The organism is Aeromonas sp. Marseille-Q7275, from assembly GCF_965119515.1.
In genome coordinates this window covers 19,248-36,759 of record NZ_CBCPLW010000015.1, presented here as the reverse complement: position 1 = coordinate 36,759, position 17,512 = coordinate 19,248, and the positions used below count along the sequence as shown (strand labels likewise).

Annotated in this window: 17 protein-coding genes; 15 read left to right on the top strand and 2 right to left on the bottom strand. The window is 62.3% G+C overall.

Annotated elements, in window-relative coordinates:
* Nucleotides 1-120 precede the first annotated feature (120 nt).
* Nucleotides 121-1,005 (bottom strand): Hsp33 family molecular chaperone HslO, encoded by an 885-nt coding sequence (hslO, locus tag ACWPWQ_RS14625; protein WP_202047270.1) that lies wholly within the window; start codon nt 1,003-1,005, stop codon nt 121-123.
* A gap of 105 nt (nt 1,006-1,110) precedes the next feature.
* Nucleotides 1,111-1,509 (bottom strand): ribosome-associated heat shock protein Hsp15, encoded by a 399-nt coding sequence (hslR, locus tag ACWPWQ_RS14620; RefSeq protein ID WP_454010115.1) that lies wholly within the window; start codon nt 1,507-1,509, stop codon nt 1,111-1,113.
* A 217-nt stretch (nt 1,510-1,726) separates the two neighbouring features.
* Here hslR and exeC point away from each other — a divergent pair, with 217 nt between their 5' ends.
* The 15 genes from exeC (at nt 1,727) to ACWPWQ_RS14545 (ending at nt 17,508) form a co-directional block, all read left to right on the top strand.
* Entirely contained in the window at nt 1,727-2,578 is an 852-nt protein-coding gene (gene exeC, locus ACWPWQ_RS14615; protein WP_330847517.1) for a GspC family type II secretion system variant ExeC, read from the top strand.
* Between the two features lie 21 nt (nt 2,579-2,599).
* Nucleotides 2,600-4,654, top strand: a complete 2,055-nt coding sequence (gene exeD, locus ACWPWQ_RS14610) for a GspD family T2SS secretin variant ExeD (protein WP_202047267.1) — start codon at nt 2,600-2,602, stop codon at nt 4,652-4,654.
* A complete protein-coding gene (gene exeE / locus ACWPWQ_RS14605; RefSeq protein ID WP_202047266.1) occupies nt 4,654-6,159 on the top strand; it encodes a GspE family T2SS ATPase variant ExeE in 1,506 nt (501 codons plus the stop codon). Before exeD ends, exeE begins: the two co-directional genes overlap by 1 nt.
* A 1-nt stretch (nt 6,160) precedes the next feature.
* On the top strand, nt 6,161-7,381 hold the full coding sequence (gene exeF / locus ACWPWQ_RS14600; RefSeq protein ID WP_025328343.1) for a GspF family T2SS innner membrane protein variant ExeF: 1,221 nt from the start codon (nt 6,161-6,163) through the stop codon (nt 7,379-7,381).
* Between the two features lie 232 nt (nt 7,382-7,613).
* A complete protein-coding gene (gene exeG, locus ACWPWQ_RS14595; protein WP_202047265.1) occupies nt 7,614-8,045 on the top strand; it encodes a GspG family T2SS major pseudopilin variant ExeG in 432 nt (143 codons plus the stop codon).
* Nucleotides 8,046-8,178: 133 nt separating this feature from the next.
* A complete protein-coding gene (gene exeH, locus ACWPWQ_RS14590; protein WP_454010114.1) occupies nt 8,179-8,730 on the top strand; it encodes a GspH family T2SS minor pseudopilin variant ExeH in 552 nt (183 codons plus the stop codon).
* Entirely contained in the window at nt 8,727-9,140 is a 414-nt protein-coding gene (gene gspI, locus ACWPWQ_RS14585) for a type II secretion system minor pseudopilin GspI (protein ID WP_429108488.1), read from the top strand. The genes exeH and gspI overlap by 4 nt, the downstream gene beginning before the upstream one ends.
* Nucleotides 9,141-9,367: 227 nt before the next feature.
* Complete coding sequence (gene exeJ / locus ACWPWQ_RS14580; protein ID WP_454010113.1) at nt 9,368-10,012, top strand: GspJ family T2SS minor pseudopilin variant ExeJ; 645 nt, start codon at nt 9,368-9,370, stop codon at nt 10,010-10,012.
* 89 nt (nt 10,013-10,101) lie between these two features.
* Nucleotides 10,102-11,127, top strand: a complete 1,026-nt coding sequence (exeK, locus tag ACWPWQ_RS14575) for a GspK family T2SS minor pseudopilin variant ExeK (RefSeq protein ID WP_404837198.1) — start codon at nt 10,102-10,104, stop codon at nt 11,125-11,127.
* Nucleotides 11,128-11,241: 114 nt separating this feature from the next.
* A complete protein-coding gene (exeL, locus tag ACWPWQ_RS14570) occupies nt 11,242-12,426 on the top strand; it encodes a GspL family type II secretion system protein ExeL (RefSeq protein ID WP_202047261.1) in 1,185 nt (394 codons plus the stop codon).
* Nucleotides 12,423-12,914, top strand: a complete 492-nt coding sequence (exeM, locus tag ACWPWQ_RS14565; protein ID WP_454010112.1) for a GspM family type II secretion system protein ExeM — start codon at nt 12,423-12,425, stop codon at nt 12,912-12,914. The genes exeL and exeM overlap by 4 nt, the downstream gene beginning before the upstream one ends.
* 97 nt (nt 12,915-13,011) lie before the next feature.
* Nucleotides 13,012-13,770 carry a GspN family type II secretion system protein ExeN gene (gene exeN / locus ACWPWQ_RS14560; RefSeq protein ID WP_404837197.1) on the top strand — a complete coding sequence of 253 codons (759 nt, stop codon included), beginning with the start codon at nt 13,012-13,014 and terminating at the stop codon, nt 13,768-13,770.
* 608 nt (nt 13,771-14,378) lie between these two features.
* Nucleotides 14,379-14,699, top strand: coding sequence for a PTS sugar transporter subunit IIB (locus ACWPWQ_RS14555; RefSeq protein WP_202047259.1), 321 nt, complete (start codon nt 14,379-14,381; stop codon nt 14,697-14,699).
* A gap of 10 nt (nt 14,700-14,709) precedes the next feature.
* On the top strand, nt 14,710-16,071 hold the full coding sequence (gene chbC, locus ACWPWQ_RS14550) for a PTS N,N'-diacetylchitobiose transporter subunit IIC (RefSeq protein ID WP_202047258.1): 1,362 nt from the start codon (nt 14,710-14,712) through the stop codon (nt 16,069-16,071).
* Between the two features lie 54 nt (nt 16,072-16,125).
* Complete coding sequence (locus tag ACWPWQ_RS14545) at nt 16,126-17,508, top strand: glycoside hydrolase family 1 protein (RefSeq protein ID WP_454010111.1); 1,383 nt, start codon at nt 16,126-16,128, stop codon at nt 17,506-17,508.
* Nucleotides 17,509-17,512 lie beyond the last annotated feature (4 nt).

Sequence of the window (17,512 nt, the reverse complement as noted above, 5' to 3'; positions counted from 1 at the left end):
GGTTCTATCTGACGTCCATGCTACCACCTAGGTGGTAGTTTTTAGCGATCGCCATCAAACTTTATAAAATAGGGTATTTTTTTGTTATTTAAGTTAAAGGCGGGTTTTGCCCGCCTTTATTTAGTGTAACTTGTTTGCATCATTACCGGGAGCCCCGCTGAACAGGGTTTCGATGTCTATTCCATCAAATTGGTAGTGAGCGCCGCAGTAATCACAGTGCATGTCGATCTTGCCGAGCTCCTGCACCATGGCCACCGCCTCCTCCTTCTCTATCTGCAGCAGAGCCCCTTCGCAGCGAGCGCGGGAGCAGGTGCAGCGGAACTCGATCGCCTGGGGATCGAACACCCGTACCTTGTCCTGATGGTAGAGGCGGTAGAGGATCTCTTCGGCCTCCAGACCGAACAGCTCTTCATCCTTGATGGTGCTGGTGAGCTGGATCAGGTGGTCGAAGTCGGCGCCGTGATCCTCGCTCCGGGCGGGCAGCTCCTGCAGCAGTATGCCTGCGGCGCGGGGCTGGCCCTGGTGGTGGCCGGTGCGGATCCAGAGCTTGGTGGCGAGTTGCTCGGACTGGGCGAAGTACTGCTCGAGGCAGGCCGCCAGGGTGTCGGCCTCCAGGGCTATGATGCCCTGATAGCGCTCGCCCTCTTCAGGGGTGATGGTGATCACCAGCTGGCCGTTGCCAATCAGGCTCTGCAGCTTGTCGTCGGTCGGCAGCTCGCCTTCATAGCGGGCCACGCCGCGCAGTTGCTGGTTGTGATCGCCGTTGATCACCGCCAGACGCACCGGGCCGTCCCCTTGCAGCTGCACGGTGATGGAGCCTTCGAACTTGAGGGTGGCGGTCAGCAGGCTGGTGGCGACCAGCAGTTCACCCAGCAGTTTCTGTACCTGTACCGGGTAGTTCTGGGCATCGACGATGTGACGATAGGTACTATCCAGCTGGACCAGCTCCCCCCGGACTTCGTACTCTTCGAACAGATAGCGATACAGGAGATCTTGGTTACTCATCATGCTTTCCTAGGGTTTTCTGGGGGAAAAGATAAATACATTGTTAAACAGGTGGTTAGGAACTAATTTTCGCACCTGTCGTCATAAAGGGGCCACAAGGGCGAGTCAGTATTGCTTGACCTTGATCAGCTGGCGTCGCTCCTGCTTGTCGGGGCGGCGCTCCGGACTTGGGGCGAACTGGCTGTTAAAGCGGCGTGCCTCGCTGTTCTGGGCCCGTTTCTTCAGGCTCTCCTCGGTCTCTTCATAGAGCAGCTGAGCCAGGGGGGCGGATTTGCGCTGCTCGCTCACCTCGAGCACCCGCACCTCCCGTTCATCCTGGCCCTGCCAGAAACGGACGAGGGCGCCGATTTCAACGGCTTTGCCCGGTTTGCTGCGCTGGCCGTTATAATGCACCTTGCCGCCGTCGATCTGATCCCGCGCCAGGCTGCGGGTCTTGTAGAAGCGTGCCGCCCACAGCCACTTGTCGAGGCGGACCTGAGTGCTGCTTTGTGCTGGATTCGACATGGATCGGCTCCGGGATGGCTGAAAAGGGAGCCTGATTATACCAGAGGCAGGGCCCGGGATAGAAACAGGGGGAAGCGGGGTGTGACGGAATCTGAATTTTCACAGCTTCATCCCATCCGGTCGGTTGTCTCTGGGTCCATTGCCGTACACAATAGCTAAACGATTTGGATGCCAGAATATATTGATAAACATGACGCTACCGTTCAGGGATGACTTGTTGGGCTCCCTTCTGGCTCGCTGCAAGACAGTGCCACTCTCCCGTTTCAGCCAGCCTCTGTTCTGGCTGCTTCTGCTGTTGCTGGCCCAGCAGTGCGCCGTGCTCACCTGGCGTCTGTTCGATCTCACCCAGTCCCCCCGACCTCTGCCCTGGCAGCCTGCGGTCACTCCGGGTCAGGGCGCCGGACCTGCCCGCCTCGATCTCGCCAACCTCAGCCGGCTCTCCCTGTTTGGCAAGGCGCAGCAGCCGCAGGCCGACAAGGTGGCCCAGGCGGCCCTGATCGATGCCCCCAAGACCCAGCTCAATGCCCAGCTCAACGGGGTGTTGGCCAGTACAGAACCAAGCAAGTCCATCGCCATCATCGCCCACAACGGCCTGCAGAACTCCTATGGTATAGGGGATTACATCGACGGCACCCAGGCCAGGATCCGTCAGGTGTTTGCCGACAGGGTCATCATTGCCCGGGACGGCCGTGACGAGACCCTGATGCTGGATGGGGAAGAGTACGGCAAGCCGCTGCCCAAGGTGACGCGGCAGGGGGCTGAGCTCTCTTCCGTTCGCAGCGAGTTGATGAGCAATCCTGGCAAGATCACCGATTATCTCAATATTTCTCCGGTCCGGGTGGATGGTCGCATGGTCGGCTATCGCCTCAATCCGGGCAGCAATCCCGAAGTGTTCAATCAACTCGGACTGGTCGCCAACGATCTGGCGGTCAGCATAAATGGCCTGGATCTGCGGGATAACGCACAGGCCATGCAGGCGATGCAGCAAGTGGCGGGTGCCACGGAAATGACCGTCACCGTCGAGCGGCAAGGACAGCTCTACGATGTCTATGTCGGCTTGTCAGAATAATGAATTGGAGTAACACCAAGAATGATAAATAAAGGGAAGGGCTGGCGTCTGGCCACGGTGGCGGCAGCCTTGATGATGGCTGGCTCTGCCTGGGCCACCGAGTATTCCGCCAGTTTCAAGAATGCCGACATCGAAGAGTTCATCAACACGGTCGGCAAGAACCTGAACAAGACCATCATCATAGAGCCCTCGGTGCGCGGCAAGATCAACGTCCGCAGTTACGATCTGCTCAATGAGGATCAGTACTACCAGTTCTTCCTGAGCGTGCTCGACGTCTACGGTTTCGCCGTGGTGCCCATGAACAACGGCGTGCTCAAGGTGGTGCGCTCCAAGGATGCCAAGACTTCGGCGATCCCCGTGGTGGACGACACTAACCCCGGTGTGGGGGACGAGATGGTGACCCGGGTGGTGCCGGTGCGCAACGTCTCGGTCCGGGAACTCGCCCCCCTGCTGCGCCAGCTCAACGACAACGCCGGCGGCGGCAACGTGGTCCATTACGAGCCCTCCAACGTGCTGCTCATCACAGGCCGCGCCGCCGTGGTGAACCGCCTGGTGGAGGTGGTGCGCCGGGTGGATCGCGCAGGCGATCAGGAGATGGACGTCATCAAGCTCAAATATGCCTCCGCCGGCGAGATGGTGCGGCTGGTGACCAACCTCAACAAGGATGGCAACAACCAGGGGGCCAACGCCTCCCTGCTGCTCTCTCCCAAGGTGGTGGCCGACGAGCGCACCAACTCCGTGGTGATCAGCGGTGAGCCCAAGGCCCGTGCCCGCATCATCCAGATGGTGCGCCAGCTCGACCGGGACCTGCAGAGCCAGGGCAATACTCGGGTCTTCTACCTCAAATATGGCAAGGCCAAGGATCTGGTGGACGTGCTCAAGGGCGTCAGCTCCAGTATCGAGGCAGACAAGAAGGGTGGTGCAGCCACCGGCGGCGGTGCCAGCATAGGCGGCGGCCAGCTCGCCATCTCCGCCGACGAGACCACCAACGCCCTGGTGATCACCGCACAGCCGGACGTCATGGCCGAGCTGGAGCAGGTCATCGCCAAGCTCGACATCCGCCGTGCCCAGGTGCTGGTGGAGGCGATCATCGTCGAGATCCAGGACGGTGACGGCCTCAACCTCGGGGTGCAGTGGGGCAACGCCAATGGCGGCGGCACCCAGTTCACCAATACCGGTCTGCCCATCGGACCCGCCATCATCGCGGGCAAGGATTACAAGGACAACGGCAACACCGACGGGCTCGAAAACCTGCTCGGTGATTTCAGCGGCATGGCGGCCGGCTTCTACAAGGGGGACTGGGCCATGCTGGTGACGGCGCTCTCCACCAACACCAAGAACGACATCCTCTCGACCCCGAGCATAGTCACCATGGACAACAAGGAAGCTTCCTTCAACGTCGGCCAGGAAGTGCCGGTGCAGAGCGGTTCCCAGAGCTCCACCACCAGCGACCAGGTGTTCAACACCATAGAGCGCAAGACGGTGGGCACCAAGCTGGTGGTGACGCCCCAGATCAACGAAGGGGATTCGGTGCTGCTCAACATAGAGCAGGAGGTCTCCAGCGTAGCCCAGACCCAGGCGACGGGTACCGCCAACCTGGGCCCCACCTTCGATACCCGTACCGTCAAGAACGCCGTTCTGGTGAAGAGCGGCGAGACAGTGGTGCTGGGCGGCCTGATGGACGAGCAGACCAAGGAGCAGGTCTCCAAGGTGCCAATATTGGGGGATATCCCGGTGTTGGGCTACCTGTTCCGCTCCACCTCCAACACCACCGCCAAGCGCAACCTGATGGTCTTCATCCGGCCGACCATATTGCGCGATGCCAACGTCTATTCCGGGGTCTCCAGCAACAAGTACACCCTGTTCCGTGCCGAACAGTTGAACCTGGCGGCTGAGGAGGGGTACGCCACCTCGCCACCCCGTCAGGTGCTGCCGGCCTATGGTCAGGACGTGATGCTCTCCCCCGAGGTACAGAAGCAGATTGAACTGATGAAGGCCCAGCAGCAGTCGACCACTGTGGTGAGACCCATAGTGCAACAACCGGTGCAACAGCCGTTCGTGCAGAGCAAGCCCTGATGGCCGCCTACCAGCTCGATGGCAGCGAGCTGCCGGCCCCCTTGCCGGAACTGCCGTTTGCCTTCGCCCGCAACTTCGGGGTGATCCTGACCGAGCGTCAGGGTGCCCCCGTGCTGCTCTGTCGCCAGGATGTGGCGCCGCAGACCCTGCTGGAGGTGCGCCGGGTGGCGGGGTGCGCCTTCGCGGTGGAGCAGCTGGGTCATGACGAGTTCGAGACGCTGCTGATGGCCCACTACCAGCGCGACTCCTCCGAGGCGCGCCAGCTGATGGAGGATCTCGGCAACGAGATGGACTTCTTCGCCCTGGCCGAAGAGCTGCCCCAGAGCGAGGATCTGCTGGACGCCGACGACGACGCCCCCATCATCCGCCTCATCAACGCCATGCTGAGCGAGGCGATCAAGGAAGAGGCGTCCGACATCCACATCGAGACCTTCGAGCGGGCCTTGGTCATTCGTTTTCGCATCGACGGGGTGCTGCGGGAGATACTGCGCCCCCATCGTAAGCTGGCATCACTCTTGGTCTCGCGGATCAAGGTCATGTCGCGGATGGACATCGCCGAGAAGCGGGTGCCCCAGGATGGCCGCATCTCATTGCGCATCGGCGGCCGCGCCGTCGACGTGCGGGTCTCCACCATGCCGTCCAGCTACGGCGAGCGGGTGGTGCTGCGACTGCTCGACAAGAACAACGTGCGCCTCGAGCTCAAGCAGCTCGGCATGACGCTGGCCAATCGCAACATCATCAGCGATCTCATCCGCAAGCCCCACGGCATCATATTGGTGACGGGCCCGACCGGCTCGGGCAAGTCCACCACCCTGTATGCGGCGCTCTCCGAGATCAACTCCCGGGATCGCAACATTCTCACTGTGGAAGATCCCATCGAATATGACCTGGAAGGGGTCGGCCAGACCCAGGTCAACACCAAGGTGGACATGACCTTCGCCCGGGGCCTGCGCGCCATACTGCGTCAGGATCCGGACGTGGTGATGGTGGGGGAAATCCGTGACCTCGAGACCGCCCAGATCGCGGTGCAGGCGTCGCTGACCGGCCACCTGGTGATGTCGACCCTGCACACCAACACCGCCATCGGCGCCATCACCCGGATGCGGGACATGGGGATAGAGCCCTTCCTGCTCTCCTCGTCCCTGCTGGCGGTGCTGGCCCAGCGGCTGGTGCGCACCCTCTGCCTGGATTGCCGTACCGCGCACCCGATCACCGAGCAGGAGCGCCTCGCCATGGGGCTGGATCTTCCGCCGGATCAGCAGATCTGGCGCCCCGTGGGCTGCGAGCAGTGCAACCACACCGGCTATCGCGGTCGGACTGGCATCCACGAGCTGGTGGTGGTGGACGAGGCGGTGCGCGAGGCGATTCACAGCGCCAGCGGCGAGCTCGCCATCGAGCGGCTGATCCGGGGCCATACCCCCAGCATACGCCGCGACGGCATCGACAAGGTGCTCCAGGGGCAGACCAGCCTCGAAGAGGTGCTGCGCGTGACCCGGGAAGACTAGGATGGCTGCGTTCGAATACAAGGCCCTCGACCCCAGAGGCAGACAGAAGTCCGGGGTGATGGAGGGGGACTCCGCCCGTCAGGTGCGCCAGCTGCTGCGTGAGCAGGGGCTGACCCCCCTCGAGGTGAACGAGACCACCGAGAAGGCGAAGCGGGAGGCCAATCGCTTCGTGCTGTTTCGCCGCGGTGCCTCCACCTCGGAGCTGGCCCTCATCACCCGCCAGCTGGCGACCCTGGTGGGGGCCGGGCTGACCATAGAAGAGGCGCTCAAGGCGGTGGCCGAGCAGTGCGAGAAGGCCCACCTGCGCAGCCTGGTGGCCACGGTGCGCAGCAAGGTCGTAGAAGGTTACTCCCTGGCCGATTCGCTCGGCGCCTTCCCCCATGTGTTCGATCAGCTGTTTCGCTCCATGGTGGCGGCCGGCGAGAAGTCCGGTCACCTGGAGAAGGTGCTCAACCGCCTCGCCGACTACACCGAGCAGCGCCAGCACATGCGCACCAAGCTGCTGCAGGCGATGATCTACCCCATAGTCCTCACCCTGGTGGCCGTGGGCGTCATCTCCATACTGCTCACCGCAGTGGTGCCCAAGGTGGTGGCCCAGTTCGAACACATGGGCCAGCAACTGCCCGCCACCACCCGCTTCCTCATCGGCACCAGCGAGCTGATGCAGCACTATGGCCTCTGGTTCCTGTTGCTGCTGCTGGTGGGTGGGTTTGTCTGGCGCTGGTGGCTCACGGATGCCGGACGGCGCCGCCACTGGCATCAGGTGGTGCTGCGCCTGCCGGTCATCGGCCGGGTCAGCCGGGGCCTCAACACCGCCCGTTTCGCCCGCACCCTGAGCATCCTCAACGCCAGCGCGGTGCCGCTGCTGGAGGGGATGAAGATCTCGGGGGAGGTGCTCTCCAACGACTTTGCCCGCCACCGCATCGGTGAGGCCACCGAGCGGGTGCGCGAGGGGACCAGCCTGCGCAAGGCGCTGGATGAGACCAAGATTTTCCCGCCCATGATGCTGCACATGATCGCCTCCGGCGAGCAGAGCGGCGAGCTCGACAGCATGCTGGAGCGGGCGGCGGACAACCAGGACAGGGAGTTCGAAACCCAGGTGAACATCGCCCTCGGGGTATTCGAGCCCATGCTGGTGGTCTCCATGGCCGGGGTGGTGCTGTTTATCGTGATGTCGATCCTGCAGCCGATCCTCGAGCTCAACAATATGGTGAATTTATGATGCTGGCGTGCGGGTGACGTCGGTCGATCCTGCGGTCAACTCGCTCGAACTGAACAGCATGGTCAATTTGTGAGTGAGGTTCGGATGTCCGAATACGCGACCCTATTCGAACCTGCAAAGCCAGTCGATCTCGCAGGTTCGATTAGCCGCACGGCGGCGTAATCGGACGAGCGCGGGTCAACAATCAATCTCTGATGGCTCATGCCATCTCAATTCGTTAGGAGCTGTAGTCATGCAAAAGCGTCGTCAATCGGGTTTCACCCTGCTGGAAGTCATGGTGGTCATCGTGATCCTGGGGATCCTGGCCAGCCTGGTGGTGCCCAACCTGATGGGCAACAAGGAGAAGGCGGATCAGCAGAAAGCGGTCTCCGACATAGTGGCGCTGGAAAATGCCCTCGACATGTACAAGCTGGACAACAACCGCTACCCGACCACAGAGCAGGGTCTGGATGCCCTGGTCAACAAGCCGACCGCGTCACCCGAGCCGCGCAGCTACCGGGACGGGGGCTACATCAAGCGCCTGCCGCAGGATCCCTGGGGCAACCAGTACCAGCTGCTGAGCCCGGGCCAGTTCGGCAAGATCGACATCTTCAGCATGGGGCTGGACGGGGAAGCCGGGACAGATGACGACATCGGCAACTGGAACCTGAAGGACTTCCAGTAGGTGATTTGGCGCCCCGTTTGCTCCGCCTTGCTGGAGCAGCCTGAATGAGGGCTGCGCCATCTGCTCGTCGTCAGGCTGGCTTCACTCTGCTGGAGGTGCCTTTGCTCGCCGCCATCTTGATGGGGCCGGCCTTGTGAAGCCTCGTCGTCAGGCTGGCTTCACTCTGCTGGAGGTCTTGCTGGTCGCCATGTTGATGGGGCTGGTGGCCACCGCCGTCGTCCTCAGCATGGGGGGCGCCCGGGGGGACAGGGAGCTGGACAAGCAGGCGCGTCGCCTCATGGCGACCCTGCAACAGGCGCAGGAGTATTCGGTGATGGATGGCCGGCTGCTGGGATTGAGAGTCGAGGAGAACGGCTGGCAGTTTATGTCCCGCAATCCCAAGGATCGCAAGTGGCAGGCACTGACCGGGGACAAGCTGCTGGGGCCGGTGCAACTGCCGGAGGGGATCACCCTGGCCGTCGAGCTGGAGGGTTTCAGCTGGCGCACCGACTCGGACGAGAAGAGCGAGCAGGGCCGCGACGAGAAGGAGCGCACGCCCCAGATCTTCATCTTTCCGGGGGGGGAGCTCACCCCCTTCGTGCTGACCCTGAGCCAGCAGGACGAGGATCTGAGCTACCTGCGCACCCTGAAGGGGGACGAGTTCGGTCGTCTCTTCCTGCAAGAAGACGAAGAGGAAGAAGAGTGACGGGCAGGAGCGCAGGTGGCGAGCGAGTTCGCCGCGTCACGGGCGGGCCCGCCAGGGCGCGCGGCATGACGCTGCTGGAGGTCATGGTGGCGCTGGCGGTGTTCGCCATCGCCGGCCTTGCCGTGATGAAGACCGCCAGCGAGCACCTCTCCGGCCTCAACTACCTGGAGCAGAAGACCCTGGCGACCTGGGTGGTGGAAAACCGGCTGGTGCAGCAAAAGCTCGAGGGCAAGTGGCCGGGAGACAGCTGGGTGGAAGGGGACGAGGAGATGGCCGGACAGACCTGGTACTGGCGCTATCGTGGCGTCGCCACCAGCGACAACAACTTCAAGGCCCTGGACGTGGAGGTGCGCACCGCGCCCAAGGCAGAGAGCCCGGTGGCCATGATGCGGACCTATATCAGCCGATGATTCAGAGCAACACCCGCCCTTCCCGCCACCGTGGTTTTACCCTGCTTGAGAGGTTGCTGCGGCCATCGCCCATGTCGGTGACCTCAGGCCGGCGCGCTGTCCGCCAGGCTGGCTTTACCCTGCTTGAGAGGTTGCTGCGGCCATCGCCCATGTCGGTGACCTCAGGCCGACGCGCTGTCCGCCAGGCTGGCTTTACTCTGCTTGAGAGGTTGCTGCGGCCATCGCCCATGTCGGTGACCTCAGGCCGGTGCGCTGTCCGCCAGGCCGGCTTTACCCTGCTTGAGATGCTGGTGGCCATCGCCATCTTCGCCAGCCTCAGCATGGGGGCCTATCAGGTGCTGCAGGGGGTTCTCACCAGCGACGAGGTGGCCAAGCACAAGGAGCTTCGCCTCTCCGAACTGCAGCTCGCCTTCAGCCTGCTGGAGCGGGACATCACCCAGATGGTGCCGCGCAGCGGCCGCATCGATGGCGAGAACAACAAGGTGCTGCTGGCGGCCTCCCGCTTCGGCCAGCAGAGCGATGACTGGGGCATGGCCTTCATCCGTGGCGGCTGGCTCAATCCGGACGGCATGCTGCCGCGTTCCGGCTTGCAGCGGGTGGGCTGGCGACTCAAGGAGCAGACCCTGGAGCGGCTGAGCTACCTCTACCCGGATCCCGCGATCGGCACCGAGCCGCGGATTCAGCCCGTGCTGACCGGGGTGACGGCCCTGCGGCTCTATTTCTACGACAAGGGCACGTGGAAGGAGGAGTGGACCCAGCGCGACCTGCTGCCCTATGGGCTGGCGGTGGAGCTGGATCTGGCGGATTACGGCACCATACGCCGCCAGTTCCTGATAGGAGCCGGCGGTCAGAGGGCTGAAAATGGTAATTGATCGTCGTTTTTCCCTGTCCGTCATGGAAGATGACGGCACCCTTGGCCGTCGCCAGTTCCTGATAGGAGCCGGTGGTCAGAGGGCTGAAAATGGCAATTAAGCGCAGCCGGGGCCCATTCCGTACCACACCCGGCCGGCAAGGGGGCATGGCCCTGCTGGTGGTGCTGCTTATTCTGTCGGTGATGGTGATCATCGCCAGCAACATGAGCGGCCGGTTGCAGCTGGAGCTGCGCCGGACCAGCAACCTCACTGCTGGCAAGCAGGCCTGGTGGTATGCCATGTCGGCGGAGGCGCTGGTGATCAAGGTGCTCAACCAGGACTTCAAGGATGACCCCGATGTGGTCAACCTGGGCCAGAACTGGGCACGGCAGGATGCCGTCTTCCCGGTGGACGACGGGACCCTGTCCGGGCGGGTGCGGGATCTGCAATCCTGCTTCAACCTCAACAGCCTGAGCCTGGCCCTGAAAGAGGGGGAGAGCGGCGATGATCTCGATGCGCAGCCCTATCAGTTCAAGGCGTTCCGGGCGCTGCTCGAGGCGCTGGAGGTGGATGAGTACGAGGCGGTGCAGCTCACCGACGCCATCCGCGACTGGACCGACAAGGATACCCAGCTGGTCTCGAGCAACGGGGCCGAGGATGCCTATTACGAGGGGCTCAATCCCCCCTATCTGGTGGCGAACCAGTGGCTGCTGGGAACGGACGAATTGCGGGCCGTGCGCGGGGTGAGCAGCGAGCTCTACGCCCGGCTGGCCCCCTATGTGTGCACCCTGCCAAACGACAAGCTGGTGGTGAACATCAATACTATCAAGCCGGAGCAGGCTGCCCTGCTGGTGGGGCTCTATCAGGGCAAGATAGGGTTGGACGACGCCAAGCGGGTGCTGACCAACCGCCCCAAGAAGGGGTGGAAGGAGAAGAAGGAGATGACGGATGAGCTGTCGGTACAACCGGGCAGCATCACGGGGCTGGACGGCGCGCTGGACATCAAGAGCAGCTTCTTCGAGGCCCGTCTGCTGGCCGAGGTGGGTGATGTGCGAGCCCGGCTGGAGACCGTCTTCCAGCGCGGCAAGGACAACAAGCTGGTGATGTTGCGCCGTCTGAACGACGGTGCAGAATAACAGGGAGATGGCCGGCCTCTGGCCTGTCTGTCCCGCCCCTTATCTGGACTGCAGCCGACGGCTGCGGCCCGCCCATCGACGAGGATGCTGGCGGGCATGGCAGGAGAATCATTTGTGAGCGAGAGTCTGGTCATCCGTCTGGGGACCAATGCGCAGCAGCCGGTGCATTGGCTGGTGTGGTCGACGCAGGAGCAGGAGATCATCGCCTCCGGCACCCTGGCCTCGGCCCATGCCCTGGGTGAGCTGCAGGAGCGTGCCGGTGGCCGCCCCGTGGTGACCCTGGTGCCCGGCAGCGATCTCATCTTCCGGCGGGTCAGACTGCCGGGCAAGTACAGCCGTCAGGCCGCGGCGGCCTTGCCCTATCTGCTCGAGGAGCAGATCGCCTCCGACGTGGACGAGCTGCATCTAGTGGTGCTGGCTCATCAGGGACAGGATGTGGATCTGATGGCGGTGGACAAGGGGAAGATGCAGGCGTGGCTGGCGTGGCTGCAGCAGGCGGGGCTCAAGACCCTGCAACTGCTGCCGGACGTGCTGGCCCTGCCGCCCGCCGCCGAGGGGTGGTCTGCCCTGCAACTCGGCGCCGAGTGGCTGATCCGCCAGGGCCCAGTCCAGGGGATAGTCGCCGACGAGCCGCTGCTGGCCATGCTGCTGGCGGCCCAGCCCGAACCCGTCACCATCCATAGCCATACCCCGGCTCCCGCCATCGCGGCCGCCAACTGGCAGGCGGCGGATCCCGAGCTGCCCATGCTGCTGCTGGCGAAAGGGGCGATCGCTTGCCAGGCGAACCTGTTGCAGGGGCCCTATCGGCCCCAGACCGAGTACGGCCGTTACTGGCTGCAGTGGCGCAAGGTGGCGGTGCTGGCGGGGATACTGCTGCTGGTGGCCCTGGCCCAGCGCGGGGTACAGCTCTATCAACTGACGGAGCAGGACAAGGCCCTCAAGGCGGAGATCCGGCAGGTCTATACCCGGATCTTCCCGGGGGAGACCCGGATCGTCAACGTCCGCAGCCAGATGAGCCAGCACCTCAAGTCCCTGGGGCAGGCCCCGCAGGGTGGGGTTCTGCTGCTGCTGACCGAGCTGGCGCCTGTGTTTGCCGAGGTGCCGGGTCTCAAGCCCGAGGTGATGCGTTTCGACGCGGCCAGGGGCGAGCTCAGGTTGCAGGTCACGGCCCCCGGTTTCACCGAGATAGAGCGTTTTCGCGAGCTGGCGGGCAAGCGCTTCGAGGTGCAGCAGGGGGAGGTGCGAAGCCATGAGGGCAAGGTGGAAGGGGCGCTGGTGCTGAAGGGGAAATCATCATGATGGACAAACTGCAAGGCTGGTGGCGTGGCATCAGCCCCCGCGAACAGCGGCTGGTGGCGGTGGGGGGTTGTGCCCTGCTGATCGGGCTCTGCTACTGGGTCATCTGGCAGCCCGTCGCCAATCGCATCGACGAGCGGCAGCGGCAGGTGGCCAACCAGCAGCAGACGCTCGCCTGGTTGAAAGAGAAGGGGCAGGAGGTGCTGGCGATGCAGGGGGGCCAAGGCCGCCAGCTCGACACCAGCGGCACCCTGGACGGGGTGGTGAACCGAACCGCCTTCAACCAGAAGATCAAGATAGCCAGGCTGCAACCCCAGGGGCAGGAGTTGCAGGTGTGGATAGACACTGTCCCGTTCGAGGATCTGCTGCTCTGGCTCGCGACCCTCTCCGATCAGTACGGCGTCCAGGTGCAGATCATAGAGGTGGCCCGGGAGGGGCTGGCTCCCGGCCTGGTCAAGGTCAGGCGCTTGCAGTTGAGCCGCCCCCAATGACACCAAGCGTAATGGGCGCCGCCCGGTTTTTGGCATGGCGCTCAATGTTGGCTCCTGGCTTGGCCCGGGCCGGATCCTTGCAGTCGAGTCCTGTTCTATGAAACAAAAAGTCCTGATCGCCACCCTGTTTCTGGTGGCCTATCTCGGTTTCCTGCTGGTGAGGTTGCCAGCCACTCTGGTGGTGCGCCATCTGCCGCTGCCCCCCAACCTGGTGCAGCTGGAAGGGGTGAGCGGCACCCTCTGGAGCGGCCAGATTGCCCGGCTGCAATATGCCAGCGAGTCCCTGACCCAGCTGCGCTGGGATCTCGACGGCTGGTCGCTGCTGCGCCTGGCGCCCGAGGTGTCGGTGCGTTTCGGCGATCGCGCCGGCCTCAACGGTCAGGGAGTGATCGGCTGGAATGGCGCTGCCTTCGGTCGTGACATCACCCTCAACGCCCCCGCTCCCTGGGTGCTGGCGCGGGTGCCCACGCGCCTGCCCTTCCCCCTGACGACGGCGGGTCAGCTGCAACTCAAGGTCGATCAGTTCGCCCAGGGCAAGCCCTGGTGTGAGGAGCTTTATGGCAACCTCAACTGGTACGGCGCTGAGGCCGACACCCCGGCGGGCAAGCTGCTGCTGGGGGATCCCGAGCTCAAGCTGACCTGTCTCGACTCCCGTCTGGTGGCCGAGCTCAAGCAGGGCTCCGAGGCGGTGCAGGTGCAGGGCAAGCTGGAGTTGCAGGCCAATCGCCAGTACCTGTTCCAGGGCACCCTCAAGCCTGGGCCCGAGCTGCCGGATCAGATGAAGCAGGGGCTGCCCTTCCTCGGTCAACCCGACGGTCAGGGCCGCTTCCCGCTGCGCTATCAGGGCCGGATCTAACGCCATCCCCGCCGACCCCGGAGCCACTCCGGGGTCGGCTTTCTCATCCTTTGCGCCCTATCTCCTCACTACCCTGACTCCCTCAGCCCTCACTTACCGCCACGTCCCCTCCCGATAGTGACTATGTACACCCTCCCCACCAACCCGCTCAATACGGCAACAGCTTGCCTCACCCAGCAACTTATCTGCAGCCAATAGTCAATGAGTGCGCATCGCGCTGAAAAAATGGCCAAGCCCCCCAGCCAAGCTGAATATCAATCAGGTTGCATCGCTTGTGAAATGTGAGCTGCCACCCGTTATTGATCTTTTCCATCCAGATTTCGACCTACTTCCAAACGCAAAAAATAACTGACTGAAAAATAAAGATTAAACCAAGGTGGATATCCTCTTTGCACCTCATTACCTCTGAGCCTGCCCATCAGAAATGTGAGCAATGGCAAAACCGAGGGTCAACCCGAGACAATTGATATAAGTATCGAAATACCAGGTGGAGCACAGTGGTCGGTACAATGAGGTCAATTGGAGATGATTGATTTGTGTTGATAGCGCGACAGGCAACCATCTCGGCCGATCTATTCATCTGGTTTCAAGTGTTGAGGGAAATGGTTATGGGAAAGAAGCGTATTTACCTGTTTTGCTCTGCCGGGATGTCGACGTCACTGCTGGTCTCGAAGATGAAGGCGCAGGCTGAGAAATATGATGTGCCCGTGGAGATAGATGCCTACCCGGAAACCCTGGCAGCCGAGAAGGGTCAGGATGCGGATCTGGTGCTGTTGGGCCCGCAGATTGCCTACATGCTGCCGGAAATCCAGGCCCTGTTGCCGGGCAAGCCGGTCGAAGTCATCGACTCTCTGCTCTATGGCAAGGTCGATGGGTTAGGGGTCCTCAAGGCCGCCGTCGCATCCATCAAGAAGAGCCTCACTCAGTAAGGAGAACACCGTGAGCACCATAATCGCATCGCTGGAAAAGGCCATATTGCCCATTGCCGTCAAGCTGGGTAAGCAGCCTCATGTCAACGCCATCAAGAATGGCTTCATCAAACTGATGCCCCTGACCCTGGCCGGGGCCATGTTTGTCCTGATCAACAACGTCTTCCTGAGTTTTGGGGAAGGATCCTTCTTCTACTCCATGGGGGTGCGACTCGATCCCGCCACCATAGCCACCCTGGACGGCTTCAAGAGCATAGGTGGCAGCGTCTACAACGGCACCCTGGGGATCATGTCCCTGATGGCTCCCTTCTTCATCGGCCATGCCATGGCAGAGGAGCGCAAGGTTGATCCCCTCTCGGCCGGTCTGCTCTCGGTCGCCGCCTTCATGACGGTCACCCCCTTCAGCGTCGGCGAGGCCTATGCGGTCGGCGCCAACTGGCTGGGTGGTGCCAACATCATCTCCGGCATGATCATTGGTCTCGTCTCGGCCGAGATGTTTGCCTTCGTCATTCGTCGCAACTGGGTGATCCGCCTGCCTGACAGCGTACCGACCTCGGTAGCACGCTCCTTCTCGGCGCTGATCCCCGGCTTCATCATCCTCTCCATCATGGGGATAGTCGCTTACCTGCTCCAGACAGAGGGTACCAACTTCCACCAGATCATCATGGATACCATCTCAACCCCCCTGTCCAACATGGGTGGCCTGGTCGGCTGGGTCTATGTGCTCTTCTCCCCGCTGCTCTGGTTCTTCGGGGTCCATGGTTCTTTGGCGCTGTCGGCACTGGAGAACGGCATTCTGGTGCCCTTTACCCTGGAAAACGTCGCCCTCTATACCCAATACGGCTCCGTTGAAGCCGCCATCGCCGCCGGCAAGACCTTCCACGTCTGGACCAAGCCGATGCTCGACTCCTACATCTTCCTCGGTGGTACGGGTGCAACGTTAGGCCTCATCCTCGCAGTGTTTATGGTGTCCCGTCGCGATGACTACCGTCAGGTGGCCAAACTGGGCATGCCCGCCGGCATCTTCCAGATCAACGAGCCCATCCTGTTTGGCCTGCCGGTCATCATGAACCCTGTGTTGCTCATCCCCTTCGTGATGGTGCAACCGGTGCTGGCGACCATCACCCTGTTTGCCTACAACACAGGTTTTATCCCGCCCATCACCAACATGGCGCCCTGGACCATGCCAGCCGGATTGGGGGCCTTCTTCAACACCAACGGCAGCATAGCCGCGGCCCTGCTGGCGATATTCAACCTGGGGATAGCCACCCTGATGTATGTCCCCTTCGTGCTGATTGCCAACAAGGCCCAGGCCGTTATCGAGGAAGAACAGGAGAGCGAAGAGGATATCGCGCTGGCCCTGAAATTCTGATGACACTCCCGGGAGGAGCCTGGCTCCTCCCTCTTCAAGCCGAAGGAGAAGAAGATGACGTATCGCTTTGCGGACGATTTTTGGTGGGGCAGCGCCAGCTCGGCGCCCCAGACGGAGGGAGCCTCCAGCCGAGATGGCAAGTCCGACAACATCTTTGACTACTGGCACGCCATTGAGCCGACGCGCTTCCATCAGGGCATAGGCCCGGCGCAAGCCTCGACCTTCTATGACCGTTTCGAGAGCGATATCGCATTGCTCAAGCAGCTCAATCACAACAGTTTTCGTACTTCCATCTCCTGGTCCCGACTGATCCCGGACGGGACGGGCGAGGTCAATCAGCAGGCCGTCGCTTTCTACCATGCCGTCTTTGACCGCTTGCTGGCCGAGGGGATCACCCCCTTCATCAATCTCTACCACTTCGACATGCCGCTGTGCATGCAGGAGCTAGGCGGTTGGGAGAGCCGGGACGTGGTAGCGGCCTATGTGCGTTACGCCAGCCTGTGCTTCGAACTGTTCGGCTCACGGATCAAGCACTGGTTTACCTTCAACGAACCCATAGTGCCGGTCGAGTGTGGTTACCTCGGCCACTTCCACTACCCCTGTGTGGTGGATTTTCGTCGCGCCGTCACGGTCGCCTATCACACAGCCCTGGCCCACGCCGGTGCGGTCAAGGCTTTTCGCGATGCCCGTGCCAGCGGCGAGATTGGCATCATCCTGAACCTGAGCCCCACCTACCCCAGATCCGATTCGGCGGCAGATCGCCAGGCGGCGCGCTGGGCCGACTTGTTGCTCAACAAGAGCTTCCTCGATCCGGCCCTGAAAGGGGGCTATGACCCCGAGCTGGTCGCCCTGCTGCGCCAGCATGATCTACTGCCTGCGGTGGAAGCCGGTGACAAGGCGCTTCTCAGTGCCGGACGGGTGGATTGGCTGGGGATCAACTACTACCAGCCACGGCGAGTCAAGGCCAAGGATCAAGCCTGCTCGGGGGCGCCGCGCACTCCCGAAGATCTGTTCGATTTCTATGAGATGCCGGGTCGCAAGATGAACCCGCACCGGGGCTGGGAGATCTATGAGAAAGGGATCTACGACATCCTCACCGAGCTGCGCCTGGGCTATGGCAACCCCCGCTGCTACATCTCGGAAAATGGCATGGGGGTCGAGGGGGAAGATCGCTTCATCGGGTCCGAAGGGCGGGTAGAGGATGACTACCGCATCGACTTCATTCGTGGTCACCTCGAGTGGCTGCATCGTGGCCTGCAAGAGGGGAGCGCCTGCTGCGGTTATCACCTCTGGACCTTCATCGACAACTGGTCCTGGCTCAATGCCTACAAGAACCGCTATGGCCTGATCCGGCTGGATCTTGATAGCCAGACCCGCACCATCAAGAAGAGCGGCTATTGGTTTGCCGAGGTGGCACGCAACCATGGTTTCAATTAAGTGA